The sequence below is a fragment of the Rhodopseudomonas telluris genome (assembly GCF_042432815.1).
Lineage (GTDB): Bacteria > Pseudomonadota > Alphaproteobacteria > Rhizobiales > Xanthobacteraceae > Rhodopseudomonas > Rhodopseudomonas telluris.
In genome coordinates this window covers 404,710-419,452 of sequence record NZ_JBHLWM010000005.1, presented here as the reverse complement: position 1 = coordinate 419,452, position 14,743 = coordinate 404,710, and the positions used below count along the sequence as shown (strand labels likewise).

Genomic DNA, 14,743 nt, shown 5'->3' with positions numbered 1-14,743 from the left:
TGGCGTCCGCCGGACTCAGGCGCCGACCACCCGCACCGGCGGCAGATCGGTGGCCGGGTTGTACATCGCCTGCAATTCGCTCGCGATGGTGGTGTTCAGCACCTGCTCGAGCCGGGTCATCGCCCGTGCGATCGGCGCGGCGTCGATCAGCCGGTGGTCGAAGCGGATCACCATGTCGAAGCGGCCGTCGTCGTGCAGCCGGCCATAGCTCAGCATGTAGGGGCCGGGGCTGATCGGGTAGAGATCGCCGGCGCCGAGCGCCGACACCGAGGACAGGCCGACGCTGCCGAAGAAATTCGCCTTCTGCCGAGCCAGCGCCATGCCGCCCCACCATACCATCCGCCGCAGCGGCCAGGGCAGGGCGCTGATCCGCAGCAGTTTGCGGAACATCGGCACGTTGCAGATCGGCGCGGTCTGCGCCTCGCGGATCAGGGCGTCCACGCAGCGCAGCGACAGCTCGTCGGCGCCGACCACCTTCTGCATCAGCACGCAATCCTCACCGCCGACATCACGCGCGATCGCGATCATCGCGACGCTGCGCGGCAGCTCGTAGAGGTGCGGGAACGGGAAATCGACCACCAGCGTACGCAGCATCGGCTGATCGCGCGCCACCAGCGCCCAGGCCTTGGCGACGATCGCCGCAAAGCCGGGCGGCGCCGCCAGCCGGCCACGGGCCAGCGCCAGCGGCGTCAGGTTCAGCGAGCGCTGATAAGTGATCAGCGGCACATCCCGCGACGCCCGCATCAGATCGGCGATCAGCCGCCGCCGCAGCGAAAGGATTCGGATCTTGCCGCGCACGTCGACCTACAGCGCCGGAGTCGCGAGCGGCTTGGTCTTGTCGACCATCCACACAGCCATCACCTTCGCGCCGCCATGTTCGTCGTCGCGCATGATCTCCGCCGGGAGTTCCGTCAGGCTGCTAACCGACACGTCACCGTCATGGAACTCGGTCGCGTGCAGCGCCGCACCGTCAATGCTGCTCGGATGCTGCTCTGCGATCGCCGTACCGGCTGTCATGAGGACGGCCCGCGCGATCAGAAGCCTGTTGGTCATGGCAGTCCTCCCTGCCTATGAAAGTAGCAGCGCCGGGAGCTCTCGGGAAGTACTCAGGCGGGGACGAGGCCACCGAAATATGGAGTTAGTGCGCTGACGAGCCGATGTCGCTGTCCTGAAGTGAACAGGATGGCGGCACTTTGTTCATGATGATGACTAGCGCTGCTGCTGCCGAGCAGGCTGACGACGCGGCGGGCGATCGCGGGCGCTGGATCGATCCACTCCACCGGCCAGGGCGCCAGCCGGACCAGCCGGTCGAGCAACAGTGGATAATGGGTGCAGGCCAGCACGATGGTATCGGTCCGGCTGTCCGGTCCGTCGCCGGCCACGAAGCAAGGCGCGATCTCGGCCAGGATCGCCTCGTCGGCGACCTTACCGCCGCCAAGCGCGGCTTCGGCCAGCGTCGCCAGATTCGCCGAGCCGACCAGCTTGACGTCGCAGCCCTGCGCGAAATCCCGGATCAGCGCGCGGGTATATTCCAGTCGTACGGTCGCGGAGGTTCCGAGCACCGACACCCGCTTGGTCTTGGACCGCGCGCAGGCCGGCTTGATCGCCGGCACCGTGCCGACGAAAGGCACGGTGTAGCGTGCGCGGAGCGGTGCCAGCGCGATGGTGGAGGCGGTGTTGCAGGCGATCACGACGAGGTCGGGGGCGTGGGCTTCGATCAGCTCGCCCATCAGCGGCACCACACGGCCGATCACCGCCTCTTCGCTGCGTTGGCCATAGGGGAAGAACGCGTCGTCCCCGACATAGACGTAGCGCGCATCCGGCCGCGCCTTCACCACCTCGCGCAGCACCGTCAGCCCGCCGAGGCCGGAATCGAAGACCAGAATGTTCGGATGCCCAGACACGACGCGAGTCTATCGCAGCTTGGTTAGTTTTCGGTTGTTTTTCCGGCGCCGCCGCAATGTCGCGGAGGCGGGTTGGGAATAGGGATGTCGGCTACACCCCGTTCATGGTCATTCCGGGGCGCGCAAAGCGCGAACCCGGAATCCATTCTGCCTGTGCTGCCGACTGATGCCCGGCGCCGGCCATGCTCTGCGCTGGCCGCGAGACCAGGGGGTATGGATTCCGGGCTCGCTCGCCGCGCGAGCGCCCCGGAATGACGAAGAGAGAGGTCGCGACGTCGCCTCAGCTCTCGCCGAACACCCGCTTGAAGATCGTGTCGACGTGCTTGAGGTGATAACCGAGGTCGAACTGTTCTTCGATTTCGGCGTCGGTCATGTACTTCTTCATGTCCGGATCGGCCTTCAGCAGCGTCAGGAAGTCGCCTTCGCCGCGCCACACCGGCATCGCGTTGCGCTGGACGAGCTTGTAGCTCTCCTCGCGCGAGCAACCCTTCTGGGTCAGCGCGGTGAGCAGGCGCTGCGAATGCACCAGGCCGCCGAGGCGGTCGAGATTCCTGGTCATGTTGTCCGGATACACCACCAGCTTCTCGATCACGCCGGCGAGGCGATTGAGCGCGAAGTCGAGCGTCACCGTGGAGTCCGGCGCGATCATGCGCTCGGCCGAGGAGTGCGAGATATCGCGCTCGTGCCACAGCACGACATTCTCCATCGCCGGATTGACGTAGCCCCGTACCATGCGGGCGAGGCCGGTGAGGTTCTCGGTCAGCACCGGGTTGCGCTTGTGCGGCATCGAGGACGAGCCCTTCTGGCCCTCGGAGAAATACTCCTCGGCCTCGAGCACTTCGGTGCGCTGCAGGTGGCGGATCTCGGTGGCGAGCCGCTCCATCGACGAGGCGATGACGCCGAGCACCGCGAAGTACATCGCGTGGCGGTCGCGCGGGATCACCTGGGTCGACACCGGCTCGACCGCGAGGCCCATCGCCTTGGCGACGTGTTCTTCGACGCGCGGATCGATATGCGCGAAGGTGCCGACCGAGCCCGAGATCGCGCAGGTCGCGACTTCCTTGCGGGCGGCGATCAGGCGCTCCTTGGCGCGTGAGAATTCCGCGTAGGCGTAGGCCATCTTCAGGCCGAACGTCACCGGCTCGGCGTGGATGCCGTGCGAGCGCCCGATCGACGGCGTCAGCTTGTGCTCGAAGGCGCGCTTCTTCAGCGCGGCCAGCACCTTGTCGAGATCGGCCAGCAGGATGTCGGCGGCGCGGGTGAGCTGGACGTTGAAGCAGGTGTCGAGCACGTCCGACGAGGTCATGCCCTGATGCACGAAGCGCGACAGCGGGCCGACGAATTCGGCCAGATGCGTCAGGAACGCGATGACGTCGTGCTTCACCTCGCGCTCGATCTCGTCGATCCGCTCGACATTGAATTGCGCGTCCTTGCCCTTGGCCCAGATCGTCTCCGCTGCTTCCTTCGGGATCACGCCCAGCGCCGCCTGCGCATCGGAGGCGTGCGCCTCGATCTCGAACCAGATCTTGAAGCGGGTCAGCGGCTCCCAAATGGCAGCCATTTCCGGACGGGTATAACGCGGGATCATCGGTGTCTCGTGATGTTGGGGGATTACGCCGCGCTTTAGCAGACGGGGAGCGGGGAGGCGAGTCGAACAGGCCGTCGCCCGGACTGGGATATTCGACCTTCGATCGTCATTCCGGGGCGCGAGCGCAGCTCGCGAACCCGGAATCCATACCCCCGGGCTTTCACGGTGGCGGGCCGCGTCGTGCCGCCGTACCTTAGTTCCGAATCCGGTGGTTATGGATTCCGGGTTCGCGCTCCGCGCGCCCCGGAATGACGACAGGCCCCGTAACCCGTAGCCTCGATGAAGCGAAGCGCAATCGAGGGCGGGCCGAGCGACGCGTTCGGCGCGCGATGCAGGTCGCCAGTGCTGCCCCGGATTTCGCTGCGCTCCATCCGGGCTACAGGTCTTGACAAAATTCCTACGAGGACTATAGTCCGCGTCGTCCTGTCCGTGAGGGGCGCTTCGCGAGGCGTCGTCAAGCGGGACAGATCGACGGGCCGGGCAACCGGTCCGGAACGATGGTTCGGCGGAGCTGACCGTTGTCAGCGAAGCCGAACGGACGCGGCGTCCCGCGCGGGTGGCTCGCACCCATTCGTCCGGGAGGCTTCGGGTACCCGTCCGGGCCTACTACGAGGCTCTGCGACTTGTTAGTTCGCTGGACGCGGGCAGGCGAAGGCGGCGTAATCCGCCGGATCCGTGGGGTTTCATTACCCCTGCCTGCCCCCGGAAGCACGGGCCCGAAGACAGAAAGCGCCGCGGTGGGCGCGCCGACGAGGCGTCGCGCGAGGACGCAAGCCCTCGCGACAAGCACCACCCCTTAGCGCCGACCGGCGCGCCCCCACCCCTCGCTGTGAAGCGACGGGCGCAAACCTCGGGCTCGATGGAGCCGCGAGAAGGATGAGGCGTGGCTGTTTGACATCGTGATCAACCGATCAACGCACTCGACGTCATCCTGAGGCGCGAGCGCAGCGAGCCTCGAAGGATGCGCCGCAAGCTCAGCACCCGTGTCCGCATCCTTCGAGGCTCGCCCTGCGGGCCAGCGCCTCAGGATGACGGCGCTGAGATACAGCGGCCGCTGTGTGGCCCACTCCCGTCATCGCCCGGCTCGACCGGGCGACCCAGTATCCCAGAGCGTCTGTTACTTCGCTGGGCATCGCCACAAGCGCCGTGGAATACTGGATCCTCCGCTTTCGCGGAGGATGACGGAAAATTGGGTGACACCGCGCGTTACTTGATGTGCCGCGCGTCCTCCTCACCACTCACTCCCATCATGCGCGGGCTCGACTCGCCTGCGGGGGAAGCCCCTTCGGCGCGGCGAAGGCCCGCGCATCCATCGCGCGAGGCAGCGCGCTGACCGGAACGCACCTTGCGAAGAGGATGGATTGCCGGGTCAAGCCCGTCCATGACGGCGTTCATTGCAACACGGCGTTTTATCGATCGCGCAGAGCGAAGCGTGCCCACGCTGAGCCTGCTGTGCTACGTTCGGCATGAGCCGATGAAACACGAAGCACACGGGTGCAGGCGCCTACACACCTGTCATTGATCTTCATTTCGCGCGAGGGGCCAGCTTGAAGCATGGGGCGTTCTGCGAAAATTCTGAAGCTTGTTCAGCCGCATTTGCCGAGCACAACTCTTTGCCGGGATATTCTTGTGGTCGGGCCGACCGAGTTCATTCTGCGCGGCTTGTTTCTCAATACGACCTCGCAAAAGCATCATATGGATTTGTGGAGGGTCGTGACCCCGCTGCATCGGCCGCTCGACGGTATCACGCTCACTTACGGTAACATCATTAGCGGGCCCGACAACACGCGCGTGAAGGTCGATGATCTGCAACGGGCCGCCGAGGTCGTGGAGCAGTACGCTCGCAATGAAGTCGGGCCATTGCGTTCTCTCCAGGCGCCGGCTCAGTTTTTGCAGCATATCGCCTGGAGGGGAGGCAGTGAATCCGAGCCCGTGCAGCTGGATTTTGCGCTCACGCATTTCCTCGTCGGGAATGTCTCTGAAGCGCTTCGAAGGCTGAAATTATTGACGACGCGCCAAGAGAGCTTTCCGGTCCACCGGCGCATCGCCGAGCAGGCGCTGGCCGCGCTTGAATACAGTCCGTCGGCCCTCCAGAAATTGATCGATGGCTGGCGCGACGCGAACGTTGCGGCGTTTGGTCTTGAGGCGACGGTTGTCAAGCGGTCGGGCTTGCGGCTGGTGTAGCAGACGGGTCAAGCGAAGCTTGCTCACACGATTCTGGTTATCAAGTTACGCGTGGGCACGACGCGCCTGCGGCGTATCACGGCCCACCCTACGCTTGTCTTGACCGTCTCGCCGCGGCGCGCGCCCATGCGGCGACACCGACTGCGATGGCCAGCATCAGCAACGGCATGCCGACAGCAACGAGCAATTGATCAGTCATTCGCTGAGACCTCCGAGAACGCCTCTCGCAACCAAATGAGCCTAACCTAACAACTAAACCATTTCCCCCCGCGCAATCGCGGCCGCATTCCTGATCCCCGCGATATTCGCCTTATACGCTTCCAGCGTTCCGCCCTTGAACACGGCCGAGCCCGCGACCAGCGCATTCGCGCCGGCGGCAGCCAGTTCGCCCGCGACCTTGTCGCTGACGCCGCCATCGACCTCGATATCGATCGGCCGTCCGGCCACCATCGCGCGGATCGCCTTGATCTTCTCGACTGCGCTCGGAATGAAGGCTTGGCCGCCGAAGCCCGGATTGACCGACATCACCAGCACGAGGTCGATATCGTCCAGCACGTATTCGAGCACGCTCGGATGCGTGCCCGGGTTAAGCGAGACGCCGGCCTTCTTGCCCAGCGCGCGGATCGCCTGCAGCGAGCGGTGCAGATGCGGGCCGGCTTCGGCGTGGACGGTGATGTGGTCGCAGCCGGCCTTGGCGAAGGCTTCGAGATAGGGATCGCACGGCGCGATCATCAGATGCGCGTCGAAGATCTTCTTGGTGTGCGGCCGCATCGCCTTGATGACGTCGGGGCCGTAGGAAATGTTTGGCACGAAATGGCCGTCCATCACGTCGAGATGGATCCAGTCGGCGCCGGCCTGATCGACCGCGCGGACCTCTTCGCCGAGCTTGGAGAAATCCGACGCCAGGATCGAGGGCGCGATGGCGAGAGGACGGGGCGCGAACTGGGACATGGCGGCTTCCTGGACGTTTCCTGAGCGGTCGCGGCGCTGCGGCGCGCGGCCGAGCGGCGAGGGGCCGATTCGCTAACACGCGAAAGAAGGCCTCGCAATGCGCCCCCGCATGGCGCGGCGCGCGCATTGTGCTCGGCAGGTTCTGCCGCCGCGGCAGAAATTTCCGCGGCCGCGGCGCCGCGTCGGGACGAAAACCTCAATCTTTCCAAGCCTCGGCGCGCTGGCACGGCGGTTGCTGCTGCTCCGGCAGGGATGCGGATGAGTAGTTGCGGCCGCGGCGCGGCGCTGAACGGAGTGTGGTCATGATTCCTGCCCTTGGCGCCCTCGGCGCGCTGTCCGGCTTGCTCAGCTCCCTGAGCTCGTCCTCGTCGGCCAATTCGTCGTCGAAGACGACCAGCCTGACCAATCCGTTCGAAACCGCGAGCTCAAGTTCGAGCAACAGCAGCAGCAGTTCGCTGCTCGGCTCCAGCAGCCTCAGCGGGTCGTCGTCCTCGGGCACGCTGTCGCCCGAAACCCTGCAGGCGCTGCTCGCGGCGCAGCAGAACCAGCCGGCCGATCCGACGACCACCAAGGACAAGAGCCGCGACGCCGCGCTGAAGGATCTGTTCGCGCAGCTCGACGGCAACAGCGACGGCTCGATCAGCAAGGCGGAATTCGAGGACAAGCTCGGCGCCGGCGGCACCAACGTGGCCAATGCCGACAAGGTGTTCGCCAAGCTCGACACCGACGGCGACGGCTCGGTCAGCATGGGCGAGCTGAAATCGGCGCTGAAGGGCAAGGGCCATCACCACGGCGGCGCTTCGGCGTCCGGCTCGGCATCGGGCTCCGGTTCGAACGCGGCCGATGCGCTCACCGGCGCGAGCGCCACGAGCGTCACCAATTCGGACGGCAGCGTGACCACGTCGATCACCTATCCGGACGGATCGAAAGTGACCTCGACCTCGGCGGCGACCAACAGCGCCTCCAGCAACGCCACCGCGAAGTACAATTTCGTCGAGCAACTGATCCATCGGCAGGCCAATCAGATTCAGGCCGGCGCGAACTCCACGGTCTCGCTTAGCGCGTAGTCGCCAAGGCCCGGATGGTGTCGCGTCGTGGCCTCACATCATGACGTCGAGCCGAACTTGTCGCGCCACGCCGGCTGCGCGCCGTCGAACGGCAGCCGCGTCGCTTCATAGACGCCGCGGGCAATCGCACGCGCGACCGTGTTGGCGGCGATCGCGCCGAGTTCGGTGAGGCCGGCCAGCGGATCGACCGCAATCTTGCCGGTCGCGGCGGCGAACACGACGTCGCCGTCGAGCGGTGCATGCACCGGATAGATCGCGCGGGCGAAACCGGTCTGCGCCAGCATCGCCAGCCGCTTCACCTGCGTCTTGGTCAGCACGGCGTCGGTGACGACAGCGACAAGCGTGGTGTTCTCCGCGGTCGCGGCGGCGGCGCCCTTGAGCTGGATCTTCAGATGCTCCGGCGTGAACTTCGCGGGCAAGCCGCAGCCGCCGAATTCGTCGCCTTGTTCGTACGGCGCCGACCAGAACCACGGACCGTCGCCGACCGTGACGCTGCCGATCGCGTTCACCGCCGCGATCGCGCCGACCGTGATGCCGCCGGGCGTCATCGCCGAAGCCGAGCCGAGGCCGCCTTTGTAGTTCGCCGTGGTGGCGCCGAGGCCGGCGCCGACGCTGCCGAGCGCGAAGTCCTCGCTCGCCGCGGCGGCTGCCGCGTAGCCGAGATCGCGATACGGCGAGAAACGGCCCCACGCCTTGTCGCCGCCATTGAGCATGTCGAAGATCACGCCGCCGGGCACGATCGGGATCGTCGCGCTGCCGATCGCAAAGCCGCGGCCTTGCTCGGCGAGCCAGCCTTGCACGCCGCCGCCGGCATCGAGCCCGAACGCCGAGCCGCCGGACAGCGTGAAGCCGTCGACCTGCTCGACGGTGTTGACCGGCTCGAGCAGCACGCCGTCGCGAATCCCCGGTCCGCCCCCGCGCACGTCGATCGAGGCGACGGCGGGCTGGTCGAACAGGATGGCGGTGACGCCCGAGGCGAGCTTGGCGTCGTCGGCATGGCCGACGCGAACGCCGGCGACATCGGTGATCAGGTTTTTCAAGGCAAGTCCGTGGATGTGGCGAGGTGAGGGCAGCATCTTCGGTCTAAACACTTGGTCGAAGCAACCCTCACGCGGCGATCACAAGGCGCGGAACGTTGCCGCATCGCCTTGCGCCGCGCGGGCGCGCCGGTGCATGTAGCCCCATGATCCACGACGTCTCCATCCCCGCCGCGCTGATCGCCGGTCTCGTCAGCTTCCTGTCGCCCTGCGTGCTGCCGCTGGTGCCGCCCTACTTGATCTATCTGACCGGCGCGACCATCGAGCACGTCGCGGCCGATGAAACCGAGCGCACCTCGAAGCGCGCGGTGATGATCTCGGCGGTGATGTTCGTGCTCGGCTTCTCGACCGTGTTCGTCGCGCTCGGCGCCAGCGCCAGCCTGGTCGGCGGGCTGATCCGTGCCTGGTCGGCGGAGCTGGCGATCGTCGCCGGCATCGTCATCATCCTGATGGGGCTGCACTTCCTCGGCCTGACCCGGATCAACATCCTGATGCGCGAGGGCCGGCTTCCGATCCCCAAGCCGGTCGGACTGTGGGGCGCCTATGTGATGGGCCTCGCCTTCGCGTTCGGCTGGACGCCGTGCATCGGCCCGATCCTCGCCGCGATCCTGTCGGTGGCGGCGGCCGAAGCCACGGTGGCGAAAGGCGCGGGCCTGCTCGCGATCTACTCGCTCGGCCTCGGCGTGCCTTTCCTGCTCGCCGCGCTGATGGTCGAGCAGTTCTCCGGCCTGTTCGCGCGGATGAAGAAACATCTCGCCACGGTGGAGCGCGCGATGGGCGTGCTGATGATCCTCACCGGCGTCGGCTTTCTTACGGGCGCGATCAGCGACGTCAGCATCTGGCTGCTGAATACGTTCCCGGCGCTGGGGAATATCGGGTAGGGCCACCGTCCGGAACGGATGCTTCCGTCGGGCGTCAATGCGTGAGCTTGCAGCAAGGAGCCACGCATGAGCCAAATGACCCTGTCGGACCTCTCGGAGAAGATGCGCGATATCGATTTTGCGATGCTCTCGACCCGCGCCGAAGGCGGCCAGATCGCCGCACGCCCGATGAGCAACAACGGCGACGTCGCCTATGACGGCGACTCGTATTTCTTCAGCTACGAAAACACCCACACGATCGACGACATCAAGCGCGACCCGCAGGTCGGCCTGTCGTTCACCGGCGCCAAGGGGTTTCTCGGCAAGCCGCCGAATTTCATCTCGGTCGAAGGCAAGGCCGAACTGATCCGCGACAAGGCGACGTTCGAAAAGCACTGGACCAAGGATCTGGAGATCTGGTTCGAGCAGGGCATCGACACGCCCGGCATCGTGCTGATCAAAGTCCACGCCTCGCGCATCCATTATTGGGATGGCGAGGACCAGGGCGAGATCAAACTCTGAGCTCTCTCTCGATTCCGAACCGCTGATCTAGATCAGGAGTGACCACGCCAATTGGTCACCCTCCGCGAAAGCGGAGGATCCAGTATCCCAGAGCCTTGGCTATGCTGACGAACGCTTCGAAAGACTGGGCCGCCCGGTCAAGCCGGGCGGCGACGGTTTTGCACCGGGCTTCAGCGTCATTGCGAGGAGCGAAGCGACGAAGCAATCCAGTTCAGTGCAGGGGGCTGGATTGCTTCGCTACGCTCGCAATGACGATAAAAGCAAACCACCGCCTCATATCGCCTTGCCGATCTCCGCGTAGTTGCCCTTGGCGTCCCACTTGTAGACGACGTAGTCGATCGCCTTGATGTCGCCCTTGGCGTCGAAGGCGAGCTTGCCGAGCACGGTGTCCCATTCGCCGGCCTTGATGGCGGCGATCACCTTCTTCGGGTCGGTGGTCTTGGCCTTCTCGACGGCCTGCGACCAGATCTGGAAAGCCGCGTAGGTGTAGAGCGTGTAGCCTTCCGGATCGATGCCCTTGCCCTTGAACTTCTCGACGATCGCCTTGGCGGTCGGCTTGTTGCGCGGGTCGGGGCCGAAGGTGAACAGCGTGCCTTCGGCGAGCGGGCCGGTGATCGAGGCAAATTCCTTGTCGTTCATCGCGTCGCCGGCCATCATCACGGTCTTGAGGCCCTGGTCGCGCATCTGGCGCAGGATCAGGCCGGCTTCCTGGTGATAGCCGCCGATATAAACGAGATCGATATTGTCGCGCTTCAGCCGCGACACGATCGAGTTAAAGTCCTTGTCGCCCTTGTTGTAGGACTCGAACATCTTCTCGGTGAAGCCCGCCTTGTTCAGCGCCTTCTTGGTCTCGTCGGCGAGACCCTTGCCGTAGGTGGTCTTGTCGTTGAGGATCGCGACGTTCTTGCCCTGATAGTTCTTCAGGATGTAGTCGGCGGCGACCAGGCCCTGCTGATCGTCGCGGCCGCAGACGCGCAGCACGTTCCACAGCTTGCGCTCGGTGAACAGCGGGTTGGTCGAGGCCGGGGTGATCTGCAGCGTGTTGCCGTCCGCATAGGCTTCCGACGCCGGGATCGACGACGACGAGCAGAAGTGCCCGGCGACGAACGGGATGCCGTCACCCGCGATCTTCTCGGCGATCGAGCGCGCCTGCTTCGGATCGCAGCCATCGTCGCCGGTCTGCAGCTTGAGCTGCTTGCCGAGCACGCCGCCGGCGGCGTTGAGGTCAGCGACCGCCTGGTCGGCGCCGTTCTTCAACTGCCGGCCGAACGCCGACTCGCCGCCGGTCATCGGACCGGCGACCGCGACCGTGATGTCCTGCGCCAGCGCCGTCGTCGACAGCGCCAGCGACGCGCCGAATGCCAAACCGAGAAGCTTGAGTTTCATGGAGTGATCCCTGAGATGAGACTGCAATTGATCGGCCGCGCCAGACCGGATCGCAGGCGCGACGTTCGCGGCATTGTTGGCAGATTTTGATGGCAAGTCATCGACAAAATGCCGCATCGCTTGCGTCGCGCTGGCACATTCTGCCGCAGGCGGTAACGAGGTCAGACCTTGCGGCCGCCTTCCAGATAGGCGGCGCGGACTTCCGGTCGCGCCAGCAATTCGGCGCCGCTGCCGCTCATGGTGATCAGGCCGTTGACCAGCACGTAGCCGCGATGCGCCAGCCGCAGCGCGTGGTTGGCGTTCTGTTCGACGATCAGCACGGTGAGGCCGTCCTGCCTGTTGAGCGTGCGGATCGCCTCGAAAATCTGGCGGGTGATCAGCGGCGCGAGGCCGAGCGACGGCTCGTCGAGCAGCAGCAGCCGCGGCCGGCTCATCAGCGCGCGACCGATCGCCAGCATCTGCTGCTCGCCGCCGCTCAGCGTGCCGCCGCGCTGGCTGGTGCGCTCGCGTAGCCGCGGGAACAGCGTCAGCACGCGCTCCAGCATGGCGGCGCGCTGATCGTCGGTGCTGTCGCCGGCGTCGGCGCCCATCTGCAGGTTCTCGGCCACGCTCATCCGCGGGAAGATGCGGCGGCCTTCCGGCGATTGCGCGATGCTCATCCGCGCGATGTGGTGCGTCGGCATCTGCGTGATGTCGACGCCGTCGAACACGATGCGTCCGGCCTTGGCGCGCGGCTTGCCGAAGATCGACATCATCAGCGTCGACTTGCCGGCGCCATTGGCGCCGATCAGCGCGACGATCTCGCCCGGCGCGATGTCGAGATCGACACCCTTCAGCGCCTCGATCTTGCCGTAGGCGGCGTGAAGGTTTTCGATGCTGAGCAGGGGCGTAGTGGCAGCGGTCGAAGTCATGATGCGACCTCACAACGCTCACGTCCGTCATGGCCGGGTTTGTCCCGGCCAGCCCCGATCGTCATTGCGAGCGAAGCGAAGCAACCCAGAAGCTCAGTGCACGGCGCTGGATTGCTTCGTCGCTGCGCTCCTCGCAATGACGAGAGCGTATGTTGTGACGACCTCACAGCCCGAGCTCCTGCTCGACGGCTTCGACCTCTTCGTCCTCGACGCCCAGATAGGCGGCGATGACGCGCTGGTCGTCGCGGATCTGCGCGGGCGTGCCATCGGCAATCTTGACGCCGTAGTCGAGCACGACCACCGCGTCGGAGATTTCCATCACCACGCTCATGTCGTGTTCGATCAGCAGGATCGATGTGCCGTCGCCGCGGATCTTGCGCAGCAACTCGCTGAGCTCGGCGCTCTCGCGCGCATTGAGGCCGGCCGCCGGCTCGTCGAGGCACAGCAGCACCGGCTCGGTGCACATCGCGCGCGCGATCTCGAGGCGGCGCTGGTCGCCATAGGGCAGGTTGCCGGCAGCATCGTCGGCGCGGCCGCGCAGCCCGATCTGGTCGAGCCAGTAGGTGGCACGCTCGATCGCCTGTTTCTCCGCGGCGCGCCACGATGGCGTGCCGAACAGGCCGAGCAACGTGAAGCCCGACGCGCGGAGCAGCGCGTTGTGCTGCGCCACCATCAGGTTTTCCAGCGCGGTCATGCCGGGAAACAGCCGGATGTTCTGGAAGGTGCGCGCCACCTTGGCGATCTTGGTGATGCGGAAGTCGTTGAGCTTGTCCAGCCGGTGCGTCGCGCCGTCTTCGTGCGTGAGGCTGATCGCGCCGGCGCTCGGCTTGTAGAAGCCGGTGATGCAGTTGAACACGGTGGTCTTGCCGGCGCCGTTCGGGCCGATCAGCGCGGTGATCTTGCCGCGCTGCGCGGTAAACGACAGATCGTTGACGGCGACGATGCCGCCGAACCGCATGATCAGGCCGTCGACGCGGAGGATGTCGCGATCGTCGCTCATCCGTGGCCCTCCTTGACGAGGTCGGACGAGATTGCCTGCTTGTGCTCGAGAAACACGGTCGGGGCGCGGTGGCCGATCAGGCCGCGCGGGCGCCACACCATCAGGAACACCATCGACAGGCCGAACACCAGCATGCGGAACTGATCGAGCCCGCGGAACAGTTCGAAGCCGCCGATTAGCGTCAGCGCCGCCAGCGCGACGCCGAGCTGCGAACCCATGCCGCCGAGCACGACGATCGCCAGCACCAGCGCGGATTCCTGGAAGGTGAAGGACTCCGGCGAGATGAAGCCCTGCCGCGTGGCGAAGAACGCGCCGGCGAAGCCGCCGAACATCGCGCCGGTGGCGAACGCCGTGAGCTTGGTCGTGGTGGTGTTGATGCCGAGCGCGCGGCAGGCGACTTCGTCCTCGCGCAGCGCTTCCCAGGCGCGGCCGATCGGCAGCCGCCGCAGCCGGATCGTCGCCCAGTTGGTGATCAGCGCCAGCGCCAGGATCAGATAGAACAGAAACACCAGCCGCTGCGATGGCGAGAACGGGATGCCGAGCATCGCCGCGAGGCCGTTCTCGCCCGGTGTCAGCGGGATGCCGAACACGGTGGGGCGCGGAATGCCGCTGATGCCGTTCGGTCCGCCGGTGAGGCTCTGCCAGTTGATGATGACCAGACGAATGATCTCGCCGAACGCCAGTGTGACGATGGCGAGGTAATCGCCGCGCAGCCGCAGCACCGGAAAGCCGAGCAGCACGCCCCAGAACGCCGCGAGGATGCCGGCGAGCGGCAGGCAGACCCAGAACGACAGGTCGAAATTGGTGGCGAGCAGGGCGTAGGAGTAAGCGCCGACTGCGTAGAATGCGACATAGCCGAGGTCGAGCAGGCCGGCGAGACCGACCACGATATTCAGGCCCCAGCCGAGCATGACGTAAGTCAGCACAAGGATGCCGAGGTCGAGAATGTAGCGCTGGTCGTAGAAGATCACCGGCACCAGCAGGGTGAAGACCAGCAGGGCGGGGGCGACAACCCGGCCGGCGAGGCTCAGCGTCTTGCGTGCGGCTTCGGGCACCAGCTTCGGCGTATCGACCGGTCCCCACCAGCGCCGCAGCAGTTCGACCACGATCGAGCCGAAAAACACCGCCGCAACCATGCCGGCGAGTTCCTCGAAGCGCGTCCAGTAGATCAGTCCGCCTTCGGGACCAGCCTCGGTCCGCACGCCGATCATCAGCGAAAACAAAACCAGCGCCACAAGGGCGCTGATCAGGGCTTTCTTCAGAATGAATCCTGCGCCGGCTTTGGCGGCGGCAGGGGCGGCGACGGCGTGCGCGAGTTTGGCCACGTCGATCC

General features: G+C 65.8%; 14 protein-coding genes. 4 read left to right on the top strand and 10 right to left on the bottom strand.

Annotation, left to right across the window (positions count from 1 at the left end; all coding sequences use genetic code 11):
* Window positions 1-15: 15 nt before the first annotated feature.
* From ACFFJ6_RS13460 to purB, 4 genes are all read right to left on the bottom strand, one after another.
* A complete protein-coding gene (locus ACFFJ6_RS13460) occupies window positions 16-798 on the bottom strand; it encodes an acyltransferase (protein ID WP_378388481.1) in 783 nt (260 codons plus the stop codon).
* Between the two features lie 6 nt (window positions 799-804).
* Window positions 805-1,053 (bottom strand): hypothetical protein, encoded by a 249-nt coding sequence (locus ACFFJ6_RS13455; protein ID WP_378388479.1) that lies wholly within the window; start codon window positions 1,051-1,053, stop codon window positions 805-807.
* A 53-nt stretch (window positions 1,054-1,106) separates the two neighbouring features.
* A complete protein-coding gene (gene murI / locus ACFFJ6_RS13450) occupies window positions 1,107-1,904 on the bottom strand; it encodes a glutamate racemase (protein WP_378388477.1) in 798 nt (265 codons plus the stop codon).
* A 280-nt stretch (window positions 1,905-2,184) separates the two neighbouring features.
* Window positions 2,185-3,492, bottom strand: coding sequence for an adenylosuccinate lyase (purB, locus tag ACFFJ6_RS13445; protein WP_378388475.1), 1,308 nt, complete (start codon window positions 3,490-3,492; stop codon window positions 2,185-2,187).
* A gap of 1,629 nt (window positions 3,493-5,121) precedes the next feature.
* Between purB and ACFFJ6_RS13440 the strand changes: the two genes are divergently transcribed.
* On the top strand, window positions 5,122-5,676 hold the full coding sequence (locus ACFFJ6_RS13440; RefSeq protein ID WP_378388474.1) for a hypothetical protein: 555 nt from the start codon (window positions 5,122-5,124) through the stop codon (window positions 5,674-5,676).
* A 252-nt stretch (window positions 5,677-5,928) separates the two neighbouring features.
* Here ACFFJ6_RS13440 and rpe read toward each other — a convergent pair whose 3' ends face one another.
* Window positions 5,929-6,627 (bottom strand): ribulose-phosphate 3-epimerase, encoded by a 699-nt coding sequence (gene rpe / locus ACFFJ6_RS13435; RefSeq protein WP_378388472.1) that lies wholly within the window; start codon window positions 6,625-6,627, stop codon window positions 5,929-5,931.
* A gap of 302 nt (window positions 6,628-6,929) precedes the next feature.
* Here rpe and ACFFJ6_RS13430 point away from each other — a divergent pair, with 302 nt between their 5' ends.
* Entirely contained in the window at window positions 6,930-7,694 is a 765-nt protein-coding gene (locus ACFFJ6_RS13430; protein ID WP_378388470.1) for an EF-hand domain-containing protein, read from the top strand.
* A 38-nt stretch (window positions 7,695-7,732) separates the two neighbouring features.
* On the opposite strand, the gene ACFFJ6_RS13425 is transcribed toward ACFFJ6_RS13430, so the two are convergent.
* A complete protein-coding gene (locus ACFFJ6_RS13425; RefSeq protein ID WP_378388468.1) occupies window positions 7,733-8,734 on the bottom strand; it encodes a P1 family peptidase in 1,002 nt (333 codons plus the stop codon).
* 143 nt (window positions 8,735-8,877) lie between these two features.
* Between ACFFJ6_RS13425 and ACFFJ6_RS13420 the strand changes: the two genes are divergently transcribed.
* The gene (locus ACFFJ6_RS13420; protein WP_378388466.1) at window positions 8,878-9,612 is read left to right on the top strand and encodes a cytochrome c biogenesis CcdA family protein; all 735 of its coding nucleotides are present in this window, start codon (window positions 8,878-8,880) and stop codon (window positions 9,610-9,612) included.
* 66 nt (window positions 9,613-9,678) lie between these two features.
* Window positions 9,679-10,113, top strand: a complete 435-nt coding sequence (locus ACFFJ6_RS13415; RefSeq protein WP_378388464.1) for a pyridoxamine 5'-phosphate oxidase family protein — start codon at window positions 9,679-9,681, stop codon at window positions 10,111-10,113.
* Window positions 10,114-10,386: 273 nt separating this feature from the next.
* On the opposite strand, the gene ACFFJ6_RS13410 is transcribed toward ACFFJ6_RS13415, so the two are convergent.
* The 4 genes from ACFFJ6_RS13410 to livM all read right to left on the bottom strand — a co-directional run bounded on the left by ACFFJ6_RS13410 (window position 10,387) and on the right by livM (window position 14,735).
* Window positions 10,387-11,499 carry a branched-chain amino acid ABC transporter substrate-binding protein gene (locus ACFFJ6_RS13410; RefSeq protein WP_378388462.1) on the bottom strand — a complete coding sequence of 371 codons (1,113 nt, stop codon included), beginning with the start codon at window positions 11,497-11,499 and terminating at the stop codon, window positions 10,387-10,389.
* A 161-nt stretch (window positions 11,500-11,660) separates the two neighbouring features.
* Window positions 11,661-12,410 carry an ABC transporter ATP-binding protein gene (locus ACFFJ6_RS13405; RefSeq protein WP_378388460.1) on the bottom strand — a complete coding sequence of 250 codons (750 nt, stop codon included), beginning with the start codon at window positions 12,408-12,410 and terminating at the stop codon, window positions 11,661-11,663.
* A 163-nt stretch (window positions 12,411-12,573) separates the two neighbouring features.
* Window positions 12,574-13,410 carry an ABC transporter ATP-binding protein gene (locus tag ACFFJ6_RS13400; protein ID WP_378388458.1) on the bottom strand — a complete coding sequence of 279 codons (837 nt, stop codon included), beginning with the start codon at window positions 13,408-13,410 and terminating at the stop codon, window positions 12,574-12,576.
* The gene (gene livM / locus ACFFJ6_RS13395; RefSeq protein WP_378388456.1) at window positions 13,407-14,735 is read right to left on the bottom strand and encodes a high-affinity branched-chain amino acid ABC transporter permease LivM; all 1,329 of its coding nucleotides are present in this window, start codon (window positions 14,733-14,735) and stop codon (window positions 13,407-13,409) included. Before livM ends, ACFFJ6_RS13400 begins: the two co-directional genes overlap by 4 nt.
* Between the last annotated feature and the right edge of the window lie 8 nt (window positions 14,736-14,743).